Genomic DNA, 23,385 nt, shown 5'->3' on the forward strand with positions numbered 1-23,385 from the left:
AAATAATAAAAAATACCAAGGATGATACTATCATGCAGCATATATATTAGCATATTTAAAAAATGTATCTAAAATAGATAATAACCATTGTAATATGATTTTTTATATATATTCAACTATCAAATTTATAGAATAAAACTATATGAAGTGCTAATTAATCTTTATAAAAATAATTGCAAAGGATAGATTAATGTCTGATTTTCCAATAACATTACTTAGAAGTCATCGTAATTTCATTGCAGATAATTATGATAGAAAATTATTCCAAGAACTTGCTAATCAGCAAAATCCTAAAACAATGATTATATCTTGTTCTGATTCACGTGTTGCACCCGAGACAATATTCAATGCAAAGCCAGGAGAATTATTTGTGGTAAGGAACGTTGCCAACATTATTCCACCATATGAACCAGATGGTAAACACCATGCAACATCTGCTGCAATTGAATTTGCAGTTCAAGGTCTCAATATAAATCATATAGTGGTTATGGGGCATGCTAATTGCGGAGGGATAAAATCAATCTTAGACCCTATAAAAAAGCCACTTTCTCCTGGAGATTTTATCGGAAAATGGATGGATGTTATAAGGCCTATAGCTCAAGGGATAGCTGAGGATAGTATTTATAAAAAACAAACTATCCTAGAACAACTTTCAATACGCAACTCCATAAATAACCTAAGAAAATTTCCTTGGATTAATACTTTAGAAAAACAAAAAATACTATATATACACGGCGCTTGGTTCGATATTAGCTCTGGGGAATTATGGATACTAGATCCTAAAAGAGATAAATTCATTGCCTCACATGATAATTTATAAGATTATATAACGTCATATTATCAATGGCGAAAATGTCTTATCCCCGTAAAAACCATTGCTATATCATTATGATCTGCTATTTCAATTATTTCATCATCTCTAACAGATCCTCCAGGCTGAATAACAGCAGTAACTCCTGATTTAATTGCTGATAAAATCCCATCGGGAAAAGGATAAAACGCCTCAGAAGCAATAACTGATCCATGTGTTGTTATTTTATGGTTTCCAGAATTAATAGAAATTCCTTCAGATTTTATTGCTGCAAAACGAGTCGAATCTACCCTACTTGTTTGACCGGCACCAATACCAACTGTACGACCTTCTTTAGCATATACCACAGCGTTTGATTTCACATGTTTAACTACCTTAAAAGCAAATTTCATGTCACTAATCTCTTGAGGAGTTGGAAATCTCTTAGTAACAACTTTCAATTCTTGATCATCTGCCATGATGTTATCACGTGTTTGCACAAGTAACCCCCCAGCAACCGTTTTGAACATCATTTCTGAAACACGAGGATCTGGCAATTCAGAGATATTTAAGAAACGCATATTTGGCTTTTTAGAAATTATAATTTCAGCCTCTTTAGAAATATTTGTAGCAATTACAGCTTCAGTAAAAATCTTTATTATCTCGCTAGCCGTATCTTGATTCAATATCTGATTAAATGCAATGATCCCACCAAATGCAGATACAGGATCAGATGCCAATGCTCTCAGATATGCTTCAACAGTAGTATCAGCGATTGCTACACCACATGGATTAGCATGTTTTACAATGACACAAGCTGCACAATCATCAGGATGAAATTCCGAAACAAGTTCACAAGCAGCATCAAGATCACTGATATTATTGTATGAAAGCTTTTTTCCCTGTAGCAAAGACGCATTAGCTACGCCTGATCTTTTCCCTGCAATAGTAGAATAAAGAGCTGCTTTTTGATGAGGATTTTCACCATAACGCATCTCTTGCTGTTTCACAGCCGTAATATTTAAATATTGAGGAAAATCCTCTTTCTCAGAGCGAGAAAACCAATTATAAATTGTCGAATCGTATGAAGCTGTTCTGGCAAAAGCCTTAGAGGCCATTTTTGTACGAAAATCTAAAAATGTTTTTCCATTATTAGAATCTATCTCATCAAGAAATGGAGAATAATCCGTCGGATTAGTCAATACAGTTACATATGCATGATTCTTAGCTGCTGCCCTAATCATGGATGGGCCACCGATATCAATATTCTCAACTATCTGTTGATAGTCGTCTTTATTACAAGATTCTTCAAATGGATATAAATTAACAACCACAAGATCAATTGGTTCCAAACCATATTCTTTCATAGAAATAATATGATCTTTATTATCACGAACGCATAGAAGAGCTCCATATATATTTGGATGTAATGTCTTAACACGACCATCCATTATTTCAGGGAAACCAGTAATATCAGAAATATTTATTACAGGAATATTTTCCTTTTCAAGCAATTGGCAAGTACCACCGGTTGATATAATCTTAACTCCATATGAAATCAATCGTTTAGCAAATTCAACGATACCTGTTTTATTATGGACAGAGATAAGAGCCGTATTAACAGATACTCCGTCTTGATCACAATATTTCTTATAATCGGAATTCATAAAATCCCTATCCTCCCTAATATAAACAATACAAACAAACGTAAAGATAATATCTTCATCACTTATGTTGCACTACAAACAACTAATACCATGATATAGTGGCAAAAATTTAACAAATATTTTACTATATTATTTATCTTTTCCATAATAAAAAACCATACACATTTATAATAGTATCAACTCAATCTAAAACAATCCTTCAAAACCAAAACTAAATTGTTCATATTTCATAACCTTATGTTAAGAATGCATTAAAGCTATGTAATACGACGTAACAAAGCCGCATAGAACCCATCAATGCCTGAAGGAGCTCCTTCTATTTCTATATCTTTTAACATATCTGGGATAATTCGTAGCCATCCTTCGGGAGTTATAGCCATAGCAATATTTTTCCAATCATCTCTTTTTAAAGGAACAAGTTCGACTGGGAATAAAGAATTTTTCAATACCTTTTGCACAACTTCTTCACTATCTTCTTTATCTAAAGAACAATTAGAAAAAACAACCATACCATTAGGTTTAACAAGACTTAATCCATGTAAAAGCAATCTTTCCTGAAATTGTGCTAATTTCACTATATCTTCTGTATTTCGGGTCCACAATACATCAGGATGACGTCTCATCGTACCTGTAGATGAACATGGAGGATCAACCAAAACAGCATCAAATAATTTTTTAGGAGAATAATCAAAAGCACTAGATTCGATAATATCTGCAGATAAACGCAATCTTTTTAAATTATATTGAAGTTTTCTTAAACGATTTTTTGAAATATCAATGGCCGTTACCTTAGCTCCAGCCATAACAAGCTGAGCTGTTTTTCCTCCAGGAGATGCACATAAATCTAAAACAGAAAGCCCATCTAATTTCCCGAATAATTGAACAGGTATCGAAGCTGAAGCATCTTGCACCCACCATTCACCTTTTTCAAAATCAGGGAGAGAAGAAATATTTCCTCGAAAGTTCCTAAGACGTATCCCACCTGTAGGCAAAACAACAGCATTTAACTTTTGTGCCCAAATCGCAGCATCAGATTTTACTGTTAGATCAATATAACTTGGCTTAATAAAAAAATCAGATATAACACTTACAATTTCATTGCCATAAAAACATTCCAAGCGATCTCCAAACCATTTAGGAATAATTGATATAGCTGAAAAACGCTTCAATAATTCCGTTTTTTCTCTAGAGACTCTTCTCAAGATAGCATTAACAAGTTTAGCAAAGTGTTTGGTTTTTTTATCGCGTTTAACTTGCTCAACAGATAAATCTACCACTGCATAATCCGCCACATCTAAATACATAATTTGGGCAACAGAGATGCGTAATAATTGTCTTAGACAATTATTACTCTTTTTTGGAATGCTAGAAATAAGAAAAAAATCAATTACAGCATCAATACGTGGCAAAAAACGTAATGTAGCGCTTAAAATAGCATGAACTAGTGACTGATCCTCACGAGATAATAGACGAAATGCATGATCTCCATGCTCTGCATCCAATAAACGAGATAGAGAAATATTTTTAATCACTACGCTATATAATAATCTATAAGCAATGAAACGAAGGTTCATACCAGGCTTCAATAATACCACCTATCAATAAAAACCATATGAATAACCTCAATTAAATATATAAAATCCATATTTCAATAACCACTACACAAATAAAAGCAAATTGCAAAATCTTAAAATGATAAATAATAGCTTCAAGTTAATATGGAGAATAATAAATATTGATATAAATCAACATATAAATATCTATATACTAACAAGTAACCAATAACATATAAATTTAATATTATAATCACAAAAAGACGTTGTAATGAAACTATGAATATAATGCCATACAGTAAAATTATTGCTTGAAATAATTTAAAAATATATGCGAAAATTAAATAAATATAACTAACGGTATGCCATGAGTAATCATATAGAAAAAAATATTTCATCTATTGCAAAGCGAGCTTTGGAAGAGGCAGAAAGACGCAGATCCTTAGCTAAAAATAATGCATTAAAATCAAAAGAAATTGGAGGAATAGAAGGGCCGGAACCTACTCGTTTTGGGGATTGGGAAAAAAATGGATTATCAATAGATTTTTAGAATTATAATCACATTAATTTCACTGGAATAGTTTCTTTATTTTATAATAAATAATAGTTAATTATAATCTATAAAAAACAAAATACGAACAATTATTATTTTTAAAGAAACATAAAAATATATATTAAAAGTCTTATAGCACATTATTAACGGAAAAGGCTTGAAATAGATTGCTCTTGGAAAGTTCGGCTTATAGCCTCAGCGAGCAAATTTGCAACAGTAACAAAACGTATCTTAGAAGAAGAATTTACCGAATCATTTGCTTGTATAGAATCAGTAATAACAAGCTCTTTTAGTTTAGAAGATTCTATTAGTCCAACAGCCTCACCTGATAAAACACCATGAGTAATATAAGCTGTAACACTAGAAGCCCCATGTTCATACAAAATATCAGCAGCACCACAAAGCGTTCCACCAGTATCAACAATATCATCAATAAGAATACAATCTCTATCCTTAACCTTTCCTATGACATTCATAACTTCAATTTTCCCTGGATGCTCACGCCTTTTATCGACAATTGCCAACAAACATCCCAATCTTTTTGCAAGAGAACGAGCACGAACAACACCTCCAACATCGGGAGATACTACCATAATATTAGAGATGTTATAGCAACGCTTTATATCACGCTCTAAAATTGGTAATGCATATAAATTATCAGTTGGAATATCAAAAAAACCTTGAACCTGTCCCGCATGTAAGTCCAAGGTCATAACACGATCAGCTCCTGCCTGCGTTATTAAATTTGCAACAAGCTTAGCAGATATGGGTGTACGAGGACCTGCTTTACGGTCTTGTCGACAATATCCAAAGTAAGGGATTACAGCTGTAATACGACCTGCTGAAGAACGCCTCACAGCATCTATCATAACAAGCAATTCCATTAAATAATCATTTGCTGGGCAAGAAGTAGATTGAATAAGAAAAACGTCTTCTCCCCGTACATTCTCTTCAATCTCAACAAAAACCTCTCTATCAGAAAAATATCTAACAGCAGCTTTCCCTAAAGATATCTTCAAATAGTCACAAATATCTCCTACAAGCTTCCTATTAGAATTACCCGAAAAAATTTTCATATAATAAAATACCTCATGAATCGCAAAAACATCCTTAAATTCAATTGTTATTCCGTATGATGTTTTATAGTCAATGATTGATTCAAATCATTAAAGCCTTAATGCGAATTGTGAATTTATAAAAATAAAAATCACTTAAATAAGATTAAAACTATAATGATATACATGGATTAATATTGAAACACGTTATTGCCAATAATATAGCTATAAATATAAAAATCAATCAAATATGAAACAGATAAATATAAATAAGTAGGAAAATATTATTAGATAATAAATATTACTAATAAGGGACTTATAATTTTTTATAATGATAATTCACAAAATCAATATTGTCGCTAAAAACATCATTAAATCATATTTTTAGTCAAATATAAAAGGAATAAGATCTATCTTTTCATGAGAAATAGCTAGAACTTTAAACAACTCTCCCATGCTTTTTCTATCATGATTTTTCCCCATCAAACGCAAAACGGAATCTAATACATCAGTTGATTGTGCTGAATTACTCATAAAAGATAGCATTCTTTGCCAAATTCCTAAACCTTCCAAAAATTTTCTTTGAGTAGTACATCCATTGATATATAATTTATGAAGTTTAGCAACTGAAGATAATCGCTGGAAATCAACATGACTACTAAGATCAGCCATCCCTGGATTCATCAAAGGATGATCATATTTATGATCCTTAATTGCCTGCATAGTATCACCTATACCAGATTGTAAATGACCATAATCAATAATAAGAGCCGTTCCTCCTTCTAACACTAATCGATTAGAAACCGATCTCATAGCATCATCACGAAATGGAGAAACTTCAAATATCGATCCATAATCATAATCACAAAAAGAAATAAAATTATCTTCTATTTCTAGATCTATCTCACTAAAAACGAGGCATTGATTACTATCTATATCAATCGCACGCTCACGTATTCCATCCTTTCTAATAATGAATTGTTTAATTGGCAAGCTATCAAAAAATTCATTAGCGATAATAAAAGTAAACCCATTTGGAACATCATTAAGATCAAAATGCCAGCTAATTTTATCTATAAAAGACGATAACTTTTGCTTTTGAATAAACCTTAATCTCTTGCTATTTTCTACAAAATGAATAGATAAGGCAGAAAAAAAATATGGTTTCAATTTGCGAATTACACGAATAATATCAAGCATCATGGTACCTCTACCAGGACCCATTTCTATTAATCTCACACTATTTGGAGAACCATGTTTTTCCCAAGAAGATATTAAAAAAATTGCCAACATCTCACCAAAAATTTGACTTATTTCAGGCGCAGTAATAAAATCTCCCGATGAACCAAATGGATTACAAGTATTATAATAACCAAATTCATGATCAGAGAGGCATAACAAAAAATATCGATCAACAGTAATCGGGCCATTAATTTTGATTAAATTTACTATTTTTTCTGTTAATTCATTACTCAATAAACGTCTTTTCTTTCTAACCTAATTGCATTAATGATAATTATGCATCCAATAATTAACATTGGCAGAGATAATAGCATACCCATTGTTAACCATCCACCTAAAATGTATCCCAATTGATAATCTGGTTCACGGAAAAATTCCATAAAAATTCGTGCTATGGCATAACCAGAAATAAAGACTCCTGTTGCCAGGCTCTGCCTTTTCAGGGCTCCGCAATAAACTATCAATTGCATTATAAAAAAAAGCACAATACCTTCAAAAAATGCTTCATATAATTGACTTGGATGACGCGGCAAACTACCACCAGAAGGGAAAACCATAGCCCATGGAACCCAAGAAACCCTACCCCATAATTCACCGTTTATGAAATTAGCAATTCTTCCAAGAAATAGACCAAAAGGTGCAGATACTGCAATAAGATCAGAAAACAACCAAAAAGAAATTTTATTAACACGAGAAAATAATAGTATTGACACAAAAACACCTATTAATCCACCGTGAAAAGACATGCCACCTTCCCAAATATAAAATATGCGCAACGGATAATCTAGCAATAGTCCTAAGTTATAAAAAAGCATATAAACTATTCGCCCACCAGCAATCATACCACAAATCATCCAAAGCATACAATTTGCTTGGATATCATTATTTATGTGAACCAGGTTCTCTTTGTTTTGTCGCGCTGTCCATAATGTATCCCTATTTAACAAATTTCGTATATGCCAAATACTGAACAATATTCCGAAAAGATAAGATAAGCCATACCAACGAATAGAAATTGATAGAAATGGTATTGATATTGCCACAGGATCAATTGACGGATACGTCCAAATAAAACAAAGCATGATTATATTTCCTATTAACTACTATTATTAACGCTAAAAATATTTTACCGTAACACTTTATAGTATTTATTTAGTAAAATATGTATGACATATTATAAAATAAACTAATCAATTGTGTCATTTTATTTTTAGGATATAATTTAGGCCAATTATTACTAAAGGATATGATAATGTCTTCTAAATCAGATATTTTTGAAAAAACATGTAGATTCGTAGATTCTGCCTCTGACACAATAAAAGACATAACTAAGGAAGCAGAAGAATTCGCTCATGTTAAAATACAAAACGCCCTTAATTCAATGGGAGTTGTAAAAACAGATGAACTTGAAGCAATTAGATGCATGGCATCTAAAATACATGATGAGTTATCTTCTGTAAACGAGCGTTTAGATAAAGTTGAAAAAGATATTTTAGATCTAAAATCTATATTAGAAAACAAGTAAATCGGAAAGCGGCATATTGATTTATATTAAAAATCAAAATAGACCCATTTTGTTGCAGATCAAATAAATACCTTTTGAATAAGTGATATTTTTATATTTTAAAATTTAAAACAAATATATGGAAATCTAGTTCTATGTATATAATAAATTGCATTATTCATTGGAAGAAATTTTAGTTATAATCAAGATTGAAAATAGATACCAATATCACACAATCATAAAGCATAAAATATAAGTTTATAATATTATACAATTATGCGAGTGATAAATAGCGATAATTTGATGAATATATTTCATAAATTCATTATGAATTAGAGCATAATAAAATTTTATGAATATATATTATTGCCATGATATTAATTAATTAGTACAATTGTTTATTAAAGCATCTTATTAATCTAGATTTATCTTTTTTATACAGGTTATTAAAAATATCCATATGAAAAAAATTGTAAATATAGCAATTCAGATGGATCATATATCTACCATCAACGTGACAACAGATTCAACTTTTGCAATAACATTAGAAGCGCAAGTACGTGGTTATAATTTATTCCATTATACACCAGATCAGCTTTATATGCGTGATAATAAGGTTTTTGCAAATGCAGAACCAATGTCTTTACGTGACAATAAACAAGACTATTACTATCTTGCAAAAAAAGAGATAATTGATCTTTCTCAAATGGATGTAGTTCTCATCCGCCAAGATCCACCGTTTAATATGAATTATATTAGCAGCACTTACCTTTTGGATAAAATAAATACGAAAACATTGATAATAAATAATCCGTTTTGGATACGAAATTCTCCAGAAAAAATTTTTGTTACAGAATTTATTGAACTAACCCCTCCAACTCTAATTTCACGAGATATTACTCAAATAGTTAAATTCTACTCAGAGATTAAGGATGTAATTATTAAACCTTTATATGGCAACGGAGGAGAAGGAATTTTTCGTATAAATCAAGGAGATAGAAATTTATATTCTTTAATCGAAATGCTATTATCACGATATCCTGAGCCATTGATTGTCCAATTATATTTGCCACAAGTTCGAAATGGGGATAAACGCATTCTTCTGTTGAACGGCAAACCAGTTGGAGCAATTAATAGAATACCCTCTGAAAGTGAAAATCGATCAAATATCCACGTAGGCGGCAAAGCAGAACTTTCAGAACTAACAAACGCAGAAAATAATATTTGTCGTCGCATCGGACCAATACTGCAAGAACGAGGTTTGTTTTTTACAGGCATTGATGTAATCGGCGATTATATAACAGAAATTAACGTTACTTCACCAACTTGTATACGTGAGATTCATAAACTAGGGGGAGATAACATAGCATCTCTTTTTTGGGATAAAGTTGAAACACTATTTGAAACTTTAATAAAGAAATAATATGAAAATAAAACACTACTAATTTATAATATTTTAGAGATAATAGAAATATAAATCAAAAAATAACATTAATATCAATTATTTATACAAATTATCTACCAGAAGACACAATTGCCTTATTAGTGCAATAATCAGCAGCAAATCGTAGCTCACGTAAATCTTTAACTTTCGAAATGGAATCAAGATATAGTGGATGCTTCTTAAACGCATCCAAGGATTGTTGAGAATCAAATTCTCCATAAACAACTAAACTTATCTCCTTACTCCAATGATCAAAATGAAGATTATCACCAATTTCTATGCGACGCGCATATGGAATACCAACTAGGATAGCAAGACCCGAACGAACAGCATCGTAGTTTTCTGGCAAAACAGTAAAGAAAACAATATGACGAATAATAGGAATATTCTCCCAAAATATATAATAAAACAGTCATTTATACTCGACTTAAACTAAAATATGCAATTCACGAAGTCAAACTTTTAATTATAAAAATAATTACTGTTAATATGGTACGATTGGGTGGATTCGAACCACCGACCTCAGGTGCCACAAACCTGCGCTCTAACCAACTGAGCTACAACCGCATATGGAAACAGAATAATACACTATAAAAATAAAAAAAGGCCAGACTTATTATTTATGGAAAATCTATAAAATCGTCAACTTATTTTAAGTTAGCTGCCCTAAAATTATATTACTAGATTAAAAATGATACAAGAACAAAAATCATTCAATAGGCGCGTTAACCTTACTAACAGATTAACGTTAATTATTTTAGATTCAATCTTTCAGATAAAATATTACTAGTTATTCTTATATCGAATGTTAAATAATCGTCAATCAACTGGTTTAACATAGATGTGAAACAAGCGTTTTAAATAGATATGTGATGGATGAAGAAATGATAAAAATACAAAGTTGATTCCTTTTCGTAATCATGTACAAGAAAATAGGAATTATTACAGAATACAAAGATAATAAAGTAGATCAATCCATATTTAGATAAAAAAATTAATTATGGGATAGTTGAATTGTAAAATTCCATATCAAATTAGGATAATACTAAGAGCGCACGAATGAGTATCGATTACATCAACTCTAAAACTAAGAATATTAGTGATAAAAATTGCACTGATACTAAGAACAATACTTCTGAGATAGACATAAAATCTAAATCCATAACAACAGATTTTAATGTAGAAAATGCTATCAATAAAGAATCTTTAAAAGAATTGCCTATTATAGACAGCAAAAAGAAAATTGAAATTGATATGCATACCTCTGGGGAAAAATCTGAGTCAAAAAATGAGTTTTTATTTGATCCAAAACATAGTACGGTACGATTTACGTGGAAAATAAACGCTGAAGGATATATTGTTGATATTTCGAAGGAGTTTCCTCAAACTATTGGGCAATATACTCACAAAGTTGTTGGCATGCGCTTCTGCGATATTAATAATCTATTGCGAATTGATCCTAACAACTATTTATATGAAATATTAAAACAGCAAAATACCTGGTATGGAAAAACTACTTTCTGGCCTATAGAAGGGACGAAATTACATGTTCCAATTGACCTATCTGCCTTACCAATGTATTCGCAAAATCATGAATTCAAAGGATTTAAAGGACTGGGCATTATTAACATCAGCCAAGCTAAAAATGATCCACACCAATTCGGAACAAAATTGGACTCAATCTTTTCTGAATCACATAACAAAACAGAAGATAAAAGTGCTATTAAAAAATATGAACACCCTATCGCCTCTTCTAAAAAAGTACCACTTTGCAGTAAACCCACTATTCATACTATAAAAGAACAAAGATATATAGAAAATAATACAGATCTAGAATTTTCAAAACACACAATATCTTTCCCTGAAAATCTTGATGTAAAAAACAAGATGGAATTTATATATAAACACTATCTTACCAAAAGAGACATATTAAAATCTGCAAAACAATTGTCATACTCAGTAGATGAACCTTCTTTTACTGTTAATAATGATAGTATTCATACAATTAATTTAAATACATATGTAGAGAGCATAAAACCACAAATTAATACTATCGATGATGAATACGAAAAAGCATTCCATTATAGACATTATTCATTATCTACATACTTCGGCGAAAATAAAAATTTAACCCCTGAACATGCCGATAAATATCATATTCCTTTGCTTGTACATTCAAATGGCAATTTATTGTATGCAAATCCCTCTTTCCTTCTTTTAACAGGATACAAAAATATTGAGGAAATTGAAAAATCAGGAGGAATAGATAATTTATTGAACGCTCAAAAATTACCAAATAGTAAAAGAACTTTGGGCTCTATCTCTTTATATCATATTGATGGCACAAGTATTACTGTAACATCTCGTTTACATTCCATTCGATGGAATGGAGAGAAATCTCTGGCTATTACTTTTGTCCATATTGATAGGAATAATAAAATTTATAGGCCTATTGATAGCAGTAGAATAGATAATGGGAAGAAAGAAAAATGCAATTTAAGTAATACTGAAATTGAAGCAATGCAATTATTCTCAATTCTAGAATTAGCATCAGATGGAGTGGCTATAATTAATGGAGATGGAAAAATAATCTCCGCAAATCAGGCAATCAGCAAGTTATTTGGTTATTCTTCAAAAGATCTATTAGAACAAAAAATCAGTAATTTTTTTGTACGTGAATATCAAAATACAACAAACAGCTATATATCAGAGATTTTAAAACTTAAAGCTGGAGATAAGATTGAAAAAACAACTATCGGTCGCACTAAAAAAGGAGAATTAGTTTCTTTACGCATTACAATAACAAAATTACCTTTTTCCATATATTACTGCATGATAATTCATGATATTTCTGAATGGAAACAAGAGAAAAAAAAATTATATGATGCTAAAAAAACAGCAGAAAAAGAAAATTCATATAAAAGTGATTTCTTGGCACGTATTAGCCACGAGATAAGAACACCTCTTACTGCTATTATTGGCTTTGCCGAAATTATTAAAAATCAAAAATTAGGACCTGTTGGTAGTAATCGTTATATAGAATATGCTGATTATATAAATAAATCTGGCAATTTAGTCCTAGATATCGTCAATGATCTACTTGATATATCAAAAATAGAAGCTGGACAAATGGACTTTCATTTTGAATCAGTATCATTAAATGAAACAATCTCAGAAGCAATTTCTCTAATTAATTTATACGCTAATGAAAAACGCATACTGATACGCACTTCTTTTTCTAGTGAAATACCTAGAATATTTGCAGATATGAGATCCATAAAGCAAATTGCTCTCAATATATTATCTAATGCAATTAATTTTACACCTTCGGGAGGGCAAATTATAATCTCCACTGCCTATATAAGAAATAAAGGTGTAATCCTTCGCATAAAGGATACTGGCATAGGTATGAACAGTTATGAGTTAGAAAAAGCAATGCAACCTTTTAGACAGATTATTAATCCTACGCGCGTAAGAAAAGAAGGAACAGGATTAGGGCTCCCTCTTACCAAGGCAATGGTAGATGCTAATATGGGTAAATTTTCCATCTTTTCAACCCCATCAAAAGGAACATTTATAGAGATAATATTCCCTGTCAATACTCACAATAAAGTTTTATAGATCTGAAATAAATTTTGATGTGATAATATAAAATGACATCAGATAAAGTATAAACAAAGTACATCATTAAAAATGATGATTAGTAACCTTATATCACAATGACTAAATCATAGATAAATTAACTACTCCCATTCAATGGTAGCAGGAGGTTTGGAAGTTAAGTCATATACGACTCTGTTAATTCCAGGAACTTCATTGATTATTCTCGTAGATACTTGACTTAAAAAGTTCATATCATGCTGATAAAAATCAGCTGTCATGCCATCAATTGATGTAACAGCTCGTAAAGAACAAACATACTCATATGTACGGCCATCACCCATAACTCCCACAGTCTGCACAGGTAATAAAATCACAAATGCCTGCCAAATATCATTATAAATTCCTGCTTTAAGGATCTCATCACGATAAATAAAATCTGCCTCACGTAAAATAAGAAGTTTATTATCAGTTATCTCCCCAATACAACGAATAGCAAGACCTGGTCCTGGGAATGGATGACGCTCTATAAAATGATCTGGCAATCCTAATTCTTTACCAAGAAGTCGAACTTCATCTTTAAAAAGTTCTCGTAATGGTTCAACAAGATGCATATTCATATGTTTAGGCAATCCTCCTACATTATGATGAGATTTGATAACAGATGAAGGACCTCCAAAAAAAGAAACACTTTCAATAACATCAGGATATAAAGTTCCCTGACCAAGAAACTTAACATCCCCTATTTTTTTTGACTCTTCTTCAAAAACTTCTATAAATAGTTTTCCTATAATTTTACGCTTGATTTCTGGATCAATAACATTTTTCAACTCTCCAAGGAAACGATCTGATGCATCTACAACAATCAAAGGAAAGTCCGGATAATCCTTAAATAGACTAATAACATCATCTATTTCATTTTTTCGCATCAATCCATTATCAACAAGTATACAAGTCAGATTTTTTCCTATAGCTTCATATATAAGAAATGCTGCAACAGAAGAATCAACTCCTCCTGACAACGCACAGATCACACGATCATTTCCCACTTTATCCTTAATAGAAGATATAATTTCTTCTCGATAAGAAGACATAACCCAATCACCTTTAATGCCAGCAACACTATGTAAAAAATTAGAGATCAATTTATCACCATTTAAAGTATGAATTACCTCAGGATGGAATTGAACGGCATAATATTTTTTCTTATCATCTGCAATAAAAGCAAAAGGAGTACTATCTGAAGAAGCAATTACTTCAAATCCTTCTGGGATGCTATCCACTTTATCACCATGACTCATCCAAACTTGATGAACAGATCCTTTTTCCCAAAGCCCATCCAATAACAAACAATCTTTCTTTATCTCAATGAAAGCACGACCAAATTCACGATTTTGTGATTTTTTAATTTTACCGCCAATGGACATACACATGATTTGTTGTCCATAACAAATCCCTAACAAAGGAATTTTAGAATCAAATATTTCTTGCGGGATATTAGGGCTATCGATATTCAATGACGATGCAGGACTTCCTGAAAAAATAATAGCTTTGGGCTTTAATTTTAAAAAATATTCCAACGATCTCTCAAAGGGAGCTACCTCGCAATAAACATTGTTTTCACGTACACGTCTTGCAATAAGTTGGGTAAATTGACTTCCAAAATCAATAATAAGCACTTTTCCTGATTTTTTATTAACCATTATTCATTACTACTTCTTATTCCACATTTAATTATCCTAATTTGCTAGAAAGAAATCACTAGTTTGAACAGCAACATAGTAATAACTAGTTTACTGTATATAATTTAAATCTAATAAAGGTATTATATAAAAATAATTTTTTAAATTTTATATTTAAATTCATCTATATCAGGTTTTAACCCTACTAATTTTTACACGATCAATATTATGGCCGTCTAGTCTTATAATTTCAAAATTTAGATTCATTTCAGTAAAAACTTCCTTTTCTTGAGGCAAATGTCCTAGCTTCCATAAAATAAATCCCGCCAAAGTAGAATAGCGATCATCTTCATCTACCAAATCAACTCCAAATAATTTTGATGCTTGACGCACATCAATCCAACCATCAACTATTAAAGAGCCTTCTTCACTTACAGTAATATCAAGTTTTTCATCATCTTCATCGGGGAAATAACCCGCAATAGCTTCTAGAATATTATCAGGTGTTATCATACCTTCTAAAACTCCATATTCGTCTAAAACCATAACAAATGTCTTCGAAGATTTGCGTAATCTTTCTATTAGTTTCAAAGCACTAACATTTTCATGAACAAATAAAGGCTTTCTAATAGATCTTTCTAAATTTATATTTCCATCTTCAAGAAGATCCCTTAATAAATCACGAGCAGATACAACTCCTATAAAATTATCTAAACTGCCTCGAGCAACAGGGAATCTAGAATGTCCTAACTCGAGAATTTTCCATTGCAAATCGTCATTAACATGATCTATATCAAGCCATACAATCTCAGTTCTAGGGGTCATAATTGATCTCGCAGGTCTATCAGCAAGTGTTAAGACGCTTTGTACCATATCTTTTTCCTGCTCTGATATGATTTGCTCCTTATCTTGAGATGATACGTCAAAACCTGTATTGATATTAAATCTCTGTTGTTGGACAGGTTTACCTCCTAATAATCGTAAAACTGCATCTGCGGCACGAGCTCTTAATCTTGATGAAGACATAAGCCTATCTCGATTACGTCTTGCCATTTGATTTAGCAGTTCAATAGAACCAGAAAAAATAATAGACGCATAAAGATATCCTTTTGGCACATCAAAATGTAGTCCTTCAATGATAAGGAAAAAACCTATCATCAATAAAAAACCAAGACAAAGTATAACTACATTTGAATGCCTAGAAATATAATTAATTATCGGCTTAGAAACAGCCATCATCATAAAAACTGAGATAACTACAGCAATTGCCATAACAATAAAATCTTGTACCATGCCAATCGCAGTTATAATACTATCTATAGAAAAAATAACATCTAAAACAACAATTTGCAGCACGATAATCTGCCAAGATACAGGCCTGATAAATTTTTGCTTTTTATCAAAATGATCACCTTCTAATCGATCATGCAACTCTGTAGTTACCTTAAACAATAGAAAGAAACCACCAATAATTAAGACAATATCACGCCCAGAAAACTCTAATCCACTCATAGACAACAAAGGCTGTTGTAACATAACCATCCAATAGGATATAGATGCAAGCAAGCCTATGCGAGTTAACATTGCAAAGGTTAAACCAAATATTAAAGCTCTTTCCCTCTGAAATTGAGGTAGCCTATCTACAAGGAGAGTAATAAAGATTAGATTATCTATGCCTAGAACAAGCTCAAGAGATATCAGAGCAGCAAGACCAATCCATGCGTAATAATCGTATATCCAACTAAAAAGCATCTAATTAACTATAAGAACTAGATTGCAATATAATCTACTTATCACTGGATTAAAATCTCCCTGAATTTTGATAAAATAAATAAATTGATATAGACAAAACAGAAAAAACATTTAGCAATCAAAAAAAATAAGTAAAAGAAATGATATAAATTAAACTGAAAAGAAAGCCATCTGTTACATAAACTGTCGAAAAAATACAATTCTCAATAAAAATCTCATTCATTCACATAAAAAAATACAAGGCTAGGATAGTTTACTTTAAAATTAGAAAAATGCAATATCAGCATATGATATTTGGAATTAACATATATGATTTTGCATGAATAATAGCAACAATAAATCTTATAAAAAATGTAATTTATAATATAGTTAAAAATATTCCAATATATCGAAAAAACTTCTTTCCTTTATAAAAGCAATCTACACATTTATAATTGATAAAACCTTAAAAAGATATAAATTTATAGATATATTAGTAGGCTTTTATAACACTATATGATAAAGTTTTAGTGTCAATATTATACTGATTTTGAAGTCATATTTATGTAGACATATCGGTATTATCTTATACATTGAAAGGTGCTTATGACATACGTAGTAACAGAAAATTGCATTTCATGTAAGCATACAGATTGTGTGGAGGTCTGTCCTGTAGATTGTTTTTACGAAGGAGAAAACTTCTTAGTAATAAATCCTGAAGAATGTATCGATTGCGGAGTATGCGAACCTGAATGTCCTGTTGATGCTATCAAAGCTGATACTGAGACTGGATTGGACTTCTGGCTGGAAATAAACTCAAAATACTCCTCTCAATGGCCAAACATCACAGAAAAGAAAGATCCACTTCCTGAAGCAGCAGAAATGGACGGAGTAGAAGAAAAATATAAAAAGTATTTTTCTTCTACTCCTGGTGGAAATTAATAAAATTCAATCCAATATTTAACTATTAATAAATTATTTTGTGTATCTAAAAAAGTTAATTCTTGATTAAAACCTACTTTATAGTATACAATGGCCTCTGATATCTTTAAAACAGATGATTTAATTTATATAGCGGATTAATTATGATTTGTGGCTAATTACTAGAGTTTTTATGATTTTTTCTTGATTATTCTTGTATTTTAGAAACTAACTTAATCCTATTTTTATATTGTAATTAGAGGGGGAGGAATGACAATCCAGCATAAAGGTTCTTTCGTACGCCAAGGCTTCAAAACAGGAGAGCATATCGTTTATCCCGCTCATGGTGTAGGCACTATAACAGAAATAAGAGAACAAGAAGTTGCTGGTATGAAGCTTGAGCTTTTTGTGATTGCATTTGATAAAGATAAAATGTGCTTAAAAGTTCCAGTTGAAAAAGCAATTGAAATCGGAATGCGCAAGCTTTCGGAAGCACATTTTGTAGAGAGAGCTCTCAAGCTTGTTCGTGGAAAAGCTAGAGTAAAGCGAACAATGTGGTCTCGCAGAGCTCAGGAGTATGATGCTAAAATAAATTCCGGAGATTTGATAGCAATTGCAGAAGTTGTTCGCGATCTGCACAGAACAGATAATCAGCCGGAAAAATCTTATTCTGAACGCCAACTTTATGAGTCGGCTTTAGATCGTATGGTAAGAGAAGTAGCTGCTGTAAATAGCATTTCCGAACCAGAAGCCATAAACTTAATTGAGCTTAATCTTTCTTCGAAAAAATCCAAATCCAAAAAGGAGATAGGAGGAAGTCAAGAGGAAGCTGCGTAGTAGCATTAATTTGTGTTTAGAGATAATAAATATGGATATTGCCTATATGAGATCAGATTTATTATAACTTATCTATAATAAAACTAAAAAAGGGATTAATATCCGTGACATTTCGTTCAGTTTTATCTGTTTTTTACAATATATTATTATTTAGGTTTGAAAAAATTTAGATCATTGTTTGCTAAAAATTATAGTACTACAATTACTTATTTTAAACATAATGATAACAGGATGATTTGCCTCTCCTGGATTTATCATTTTTAAAGGGAATAATCATCTATGGATCAGCAAGATTACAAAATAAGCGCAGTAGTTAGAAAAAATGTTGGGAAAGGCCATTCCCGTTTACTCCGCAGAAATGGCAGCATCCCTGCTACCGTCTATGGAAACAAATCTGAGCCTAAATCAATAGCATTGCCTGTAAAGGAAATATCACGAAGATTGCATAGTAAGAGGTTTACGACAACTGTTTTGACACTAGATGTTGAAAATGAGCTGATTAGTGTTCTTCCGAAAGATTATCAGCTTGATCCTGTAACTGATAATCTTATGCACGTTGATTTTCTAAGGATATATAAAGATTCTAATGTTTCTGTACAAATTCCAGTTCGTTTTATAAATGAAAATAAATCGATTGGAATAAAACAAGGGGGAATACTAAACGTGATCTGCCATGAGATATCCCTGCTCTGTCCAGCAAATAAAATACCAGATTCAATATCTGTTGATATTGGCGGATTGAAGATTGGTGACAGCATTCACCTTAAGGATTTATCTTTCCCAGAAGGAATTTCTCCAGTATCTAATTGTAACATTACAATAGCTACAATTGTAGCCAATACATCAGATTTATAGATATACACAAATAAATTTAATTTTATTTGATAAAAGATAACATATTATTTAACGCATTGTCTTCATTTTTGAAATATAAGAACGGTATTAATATATAAATACTGTTCTTACATTTTAGTTTTGAGTGATTGCCGTTTAAAGGGTTGGTGTATACTTTTATTAAAAGATAAAGTTATAATATTGCATATAATCTTATAATCTTAGATAGTATTTGATTATAACTTGTCTTTATTGTTATCTATGACGCGCAATCCTAGCTCACGAAGTTGGCTAGGACTCGCAGCAGAAGGCGCTCCCATAAGCAAGTCGCAAAAATTTTGGCTCATAGGAAATAACGATATATCTCTAACATTTTTTGCATCTAAAAGAAGCATAACTATCCTATCTATTCCAGCAGCCATACCACCATGCGGAGGCATCCCGCATTGAAAAGCACGATATAATCCTCCAAAACGATTTTCAACCATACATTTATCTATACCAACGTTTGAAAATGCCTTAATCATTAATTCAGATATATGATTCCTAATTCCACCAGAAGCAATTTCAAATCCATTACATACCAAATCGTATTGGAAGGCCTTTACAGATAAAAGATCTTTCTTTTCAAGAGATGCCATCCCTTCTTGCGGCATAGAAAATGGATTATGAGCAAAATCTATTTTCTTTTTTTCTTCATTCCATTCATAAAAAGGAAAGTCTACAATCCAACATAGCTCAAAACTATTATTATCAATAATTCCTAATTCTTGAGCTATATGATTACGCGCTTCCCCAGCAAATTTATAAAATATTGATGGATTTCCAGCAACAAAAAAACATGCATCTCCATCCTTCATATTAAGCTGAGAACGAATATCTTCGGTATTTTTATGGCTAAGATGCTTAGCAATAGGACCTGATCCTATCAAAGAGCATCCTTCTAATTTCCATAAAATATAAGCAAGTCCAGGGTGTCCTTTAGATTGTGCCCATGCATTCATACGATCACAAAAAGCACGATTAACAGCCTTTTTAGCAGGGATTGCCCAAATTTCATATTCTGAATTAGAAGCTAACATATTAGAAAATAATTTAAAACCAGACCCAATAAAATGATTTGTAACATTAGCCATAGTAATAGGATTGCGCAAATCAGGCTTGTCTGATCCATAAATACGGATAGCATCGTCATATTTAACTCGTGGAAAACTCTGAGTCACACTCTTTTCATTGGAAAATTCCTCGAAAACATCACGTATAATAGGCTCCATAGTAGTTAAAACATCTTCTTGCTCAACAAAACTCATCTCAATATCAAGCTGATAAAACTCTCCTGGCAATCTATCAGATCTAGGATCCTCATCACGAAAACAAGGAGCTATTTGGAAATATCGATCGAAACCAGATGCCATTAAAAGTTGCTTATATTGTTGCGGCGCCTGAGGAAGAGCATAAAAAAGACCTTGATTAACTCTGCTTGGAACAAGAAAATCTCTAGCTCCTTCTGGAGAAGAAGCTGTCAAAATTGGCGTAGAATATTCAACAAAGTTATTTTCATTCATACGACGCCTCATAGATGCAATAATCTGAGATCTTTTTACGATATTTTTGTGCAAAGTATCACGACGCAAATCAAGAAATCGATATTTAAAACGAATATTCTCAGGGTATTCTTTCTCTCCAAAAACCGGCAAAGGAAGATCTTCTGAGACAGAAATAATCTCTATCTCCTGTGCATATACTTCAATTTCACCAGTTATAATATTTGGATTGATAGTATCTTGGTTCCTAGATTTAACTAAACCATCAATTCTAATAACCCATTCACTACGCACAGACTTAGCAAGATCAAAACAAGAAGACTCAGGATTTGCTACTATTTGCGTTATACCATAATGATCACGCACATCTAGAAAAATTACACCTCCGTGTAGACGAACACGATGAACCCAGCCTGCAAGACGCACAAAAGAGTCAACATCTGAGATTCTAAGATCTCCACAATAATGAGTACGATAACGATGCATAAGACACAAAAAACCCTATAAAATAACAGTAAAATTAATATCAAGAAAGAAAGCAATTATTGCATATATAAAATGAATCATTCTTTTAAAGTTGTACTTGCTATACACAATATAATTTTTATGATCTTTCATAAAATAAAAAACTTCCCCATATAACATCACATAACGTCACCATTAAATGAATTGCAATTCAATATATAAACAACCATTGCTACTTCTATCTAAAAAAATAATATTAGAAACTAACACAGTTTCATCCATAAAACACAGCAATTTAATATAAAAAATCCAAAACTTAAAAAGTACAAGAGATTTGGATATATATTAAAGAAAAAATATCCTATGCTAGCATGAATTATATTAATTTCGCTATAAACCTTTTCTAATACGCATAAAGTCCACGAAATAAGAAAAAAGATAGTGACTATCTTGAGGACCTGGAGAAGATTCTGGATGATATTGAACGGAAAAAACAGGCTTATCAATAATGCGCAATCCACAATTGCTTTTATCAAACAGTGAAATATGAGTCTCTTCTATATTTGCCGGCAAAGTTTTGGAATCTATTGCGAAACCGTGATTCATAGATACTATTTCTACTTTTCCAGTTAAGAGATTCTTTACAGGGTGATTTGCACCATGATGCCCCTGATGCATCTTAACAGATCTAGCACCAAGTGATAGTCCTAACAATTGATGTCCCAAACAAATACCAAAAATAGGAAGACCGAAATCAATAAGATCACAAATAATAGGAGATGCATAATCAGCAGTTATAACAGGATCACCAGGACCATTCGAAAGAACTATCCCATCTGGAGAAAAAGACAATATCTCTTTAGCAGAAGTATCTGCTGGAACTATAGTTATTTTACAGCCTAAATCAACTAAATGTCTTAGAATATTGCTTTTAACTCCATAATCAACGCAAACGACGTGATATATAGCATCATTTTCATTAAGGAAAGAAGCCTCTCTTCCCCATTGCCAAGTTTTCTCCAGCCAAGATATATTTTTAGGTGCTGTAGCACGCATTACTAATTCAGAATCTTTTAAATAATTATAATTTTGAACCCTTGATTTTAGATCTTCAATATCGAATTGACCATTGGGATTATGGGCTATAACAGCATTTGATACGCCATTATCGCGTATCCAAATAGTCAAAGCTCTAGTATCAACACCCGATAATCCAATAATTCCACAGGACTTTAACCAATCATCAAAATGCATATTCGAACGATAGTTTGAGGGATCTGTAATCTCAGATTTCAAAACAAGTCCAAAAGCTCCCTTGAATTTTTTTGTAGATAAGTATTCAAAGTCCTCATTATTGACGCCAACATTTCCTATGTGCGGAAAGGTAAAATTAACTATCTGGCCTAAGTAAGATGGGTCAGTTAAAATTTCCTGATATCCAGTTAAAGATGTATTAAAACAAATCTCAGCCTGTATAGAACCAGTTGCACCACAGCCCATACCTTCAATAACACTACCATCCGCAAGAACTAAAACCGCTGTATTATTCTTAATATTCCATCGAGCAGTCATAGCCATATAATTAATCCAATCAAATAAAAATATAACATCATTCTCACATAAATATTATATACATACCTATATATGACATATAAAAAAATATTTATTAATTATATTATATTGTATATATTAAATGAAAATGATATTCTTTACTGCAAGTAAAAATATGATTTTTGTGTTTATAAGTCAATTTTATATTCTAAATAAAATTAAATTCGTATATTCGCAAATTGTTTTTCATAATATATTACAATATATTGCGTTCCAATGAACTAAATATGATTATGCTTGAGCTGACATATTATTAGTGAAATGATTAATAATAATTGATCGTGTGTTTATATGTGTTTAAATTTGAATTTTGTATGAATATATTTTATAATGTTTTTGGTCTGCGATTATT

At 31.4% G+C, this 23,385-nt stretch carries 18 protein-coding genes and 1 tRNA gene; 8 read left to right on the plus strand and 11 right to left on the minus strand.

Features of this window, described 5'->3' with window-relative positions:
* Window positions 1–190: 190 nt before the first annotated feature.
* On the plus strand, window positions 191–820 hold the full coding sequence (locus LAM_RS00145) for a carbonic anhydrase (RefSeq protein WP_007556646.1): 630 nt from the start codon (window positions 191–193) through the stop codon (window positions 818–820).
* 20 nt (window positions 821–840) lie between these two features.
* On the opposite strand, the gene purH is transcribed toward LAM_RS00145, so the two are convergent.
* Complete coding sequence (gene purH / locus LAM_RS00150; RefSeq protein WP_007556647.1) at window positions 841–2,457, minus strand: bifunctional phosphoribosylaminoimidazolecarboxamide formyltransferase/IMP cyclohydrolase; 1,617 nt, start codon at window positions 2,455–2,457, stop codon at window positions 841–843.
* Between the two features lie 257 nt (window positions 2,458–2,714).
* Window positions 2,715–4,052, minus strand: coding sequence for an RsmB/NOP family class I SAM-dependent RNA methyltransferase (locus tag LAM_RS00155; RefSeq protein WP_244432428.1), 1,338 nt, complete (start codon window positions 4,050–4,052; stop codon window positions 2,715–2,717).
* Window positions 4,053–4,377: 325 nt separating this feature from the next.
* On the opposite strand from LAM_RS00155, the gene LAM_RS00160 reads away from it, so the two are divergent.
* Entirely contained in the window at window positions 4,378–4,560 is a 183-nt protein-coding gene (locus tag LAM_RS00160; protein ID WP_007556649.1) for a DUF1674 domain-containing protein, read from the plus strand.
* A 146-nt stretch (window positions 4,561–4,706) separates the two neighbouring features.
* On the opposite strand, the gene LAM_RS00165 is transcribed toward LAM_RS00160, so the two are convergent.
* The 3 genes from LAM_RS00165 to lgt all read right to left on the minus strand — a co-directional run bounded on the left by LAM_RS00165 (window position 4,707) and on the right by lgt (window position 7,942).
* Window positions 4,707–5,639: a ribose-phosphate pyrophosphokinase gene (locus LAM_RS00165; RefSeq protein ID WP_007556650.1), complete on the minus strand. Its 933-nt coding sequence runs from the start codon at window positions 5,637–5,639 to the stop codon at window positions 4,707–4,709.
* Window positions 5,640–6,002: 363 nt separating this feature from the next.
* Window positions 6,003–7,094, minus strand: coding sequence for a class I SAM-dependent methyltransferase (locus LAM_RS00170; RefSeq protein ID WP_007556651.1), 1,092 nt, complete (start codon window positions 7,092–7,094; stop codon window positions 6,003–6,005).
* On the minus strand, window positions 7,091–7,942 hold the full coding sequence (gene lgt / locus LAM_RS00175) for a prolipoprotein diacylglyceryl transferase (RefSeq protein WP_007556652.1): 852 nt from the start codon (window positions 7,940–7,942) through the stop codon (window positions 7,091–7,093). The genes LAM_RS00170 and lgt overlap by 4 nt, the downstream gene beginning before the upstream one ends.
* A 170-nt stretch (window positions 7,943–8,112) precedes the next feature.
* Between lgt and LAM_RS00180 the strand changes: the two genes are divergently transcribed.
* Window positions 8,113–8,385 carry an accessory factor UbiK family protein gene (locus LAM_RS00180; protein ID WP_007556653.1) on the plus strand — a complete coding sequence of 91 codons (273 nt, stop codon included), beginning with the start codon at window positions 8,113–8,115 and terminating at the stop codon, window positions 8,383–8,385.
* Between the two features lie 439 nt (window positions 8,386–8,824).
* On the plus strand, window positions 8,825–9,787 hold the full coding sequence (gene gshB / locus LAM_RS00185) for a glutathione synthase (RefSeq protein WP_007556655.1): 963 nt from the start codon (window positions 8,825–8,827) through the stop codon (window positions 9,785–9,787).
* Window positions 9,788–9,878: 91 nt separating this feature from the next.
* Here gshB and LAM_RS00190 read toward each other — a convergent pair whose 3' ends face one another.
* Both LAM_RS00190 and LAM_RS00195 read right to left on the minus strand, forming a co-directional pair.
* Window positions 9,879–10,187, minus strand: a complete 309-nt coding sequence (locus LAM_RS00190) for a Dabb family protein (RefSeq protein ID WP_040055812.1) — start codon at window positions 10,185–10,187, stop codon at window positions 9,879–9,881.
* Between the two features lie 111 nt (window positions 10,188–10,298).
* A tRNA-His gene (locus tag LAM_RS00195) sits at window positions 10,299–10,375 on the minus strand.
* Between the two features lie 492 nt (window positions 10,376–10,867).
* Here LAM_RS00195 and LAM_RS00200 point away from each other — a divergent pair.
* Window positions 10,868–13,429, plus strand: a complete 2,562-nt coding sequence (locus LAM_RS00200) for a PAS domain-containing sensor histidine kinase (protein ID WP_007556657.1) — start codon at window positions 10,868–10,870, stop codon at window positions 13,427–13,429.
* Between the two features lie 122 nt (window positions 13,430–13,551).
* Here LAM_RS00200 and guaA read toward each other — a convergent pair whose 3' ends face one another.
* Entirely contained in the window at window positions 13,552–15,111 is a 1,560-nt protein-coding gene (gene guaA / locus LAM_RS00205; RefSeq protein ID WP_007556658.1) for a glutamine-hydrolyzing GMP synthase, read from the minus strand.
* A 168-nt stretch (window positions 15,112–15,279) separates the two neighbouring features.
* Complete coding sequence (locus LAM_RS00210; protein WP_007556659.1) at window positions 15,280–16,842, minus strand: TerC family protein; 1,563 nt, start codon at window positions 16,840–16,842, stop codon at window positions 15,280–15,282.
* Window positions 16,843–17,427: 585 nt separating this feature from the next.
* Here LAM_RS00210 and fdxA point away from each other — a divergent pair.
* The 3 genes from fdxA to LAM_RS00225 all read left to right on the plus strand — a co-directional run bounded on the left by fdxA (window position 17,428) and on the right by LAM_RS00225 (window position 19,434).
* A complete protein-coding gene (gene fdxA / locus LAM_RS00215; protein WP_007556660.1) occupies window positions 17,428–17,763 on the plus strand; it encodes a ferredoxin FdxA in 336 nt (111 codons plus the stop codon).
* A gap of 249 nt (window positions 17,764–18,012) precedes the next feature.
* Window positions 18,013–18,579, plus strand: a complete 567-nt coding sequence (locus LAM_RS00220; protein ID WP_007556661.1) for a CarD family transcriptional regulator — start codon at window positions 18,013–18,015, stop codon at window positions 18,577–18,579.
* 279 nt (window positions 18,580–18,858) lie between these two features.
* The gene (locus tag LAM_RS00225) at window positions 18,859–19,434 is read left to right on the plus strand and encodes a 50S ribosomal protein L25/general stress protein Ctc (RefSeq protein WP_007556662.1); all 576 of its coding nucleotides are present in this window, start codon (window positions 18,859–18,861) and stop codon (window positions 19,432–19,434) included.
* A gap of 215 nt (window positions 19,435–19,649) precedes the next feature.
* Here the strand turns inward: LAM_RS00225 and aspS are convergent, their stop codons facing one another.
* Both aspS and carA read right to left on the minus strand, forming a co-directional pair.
* The gene (gene aspS / locus LAM_RS00230; protein WP_007556663.1) at window positions 19,650–21,443 is read right to left on the minus strand and encodes an aspartate--tRNA ligase; all 1,794 of its coding nucleotides are present in this window, start codon (window positions 21,441–21,443) and stop codon (window positions 19,650–19,652) included.
* 369 nt (window positions 21,444–21,812) lie between these two features.
* Window positions 21,813–23,000, minus strand: a complete 1,188-nt coding sequence (gene carA / locus LAM_RS00235) for a glutamine-hydrolyzing carbamoyl-phosphate synthase small subunit (protein WP_007556664.1) — start codon at window positions 22,998–23,000, stop codon at window positions 21,813–21,815.
* Between the last annotated feature and the right edge of the window lie 385 nt (window positions 23,001–23,385).

The organism is Candidatus Liberibacter americanus str. Sao Paulo (assembly GCF_000496595.1).
Lineage (GTDB): Bacteria > Pseudomonadota > Alphaproteobacteria > Rhizobiales > Rhizobiaceae > Liberibacter > Liberibacter americanus.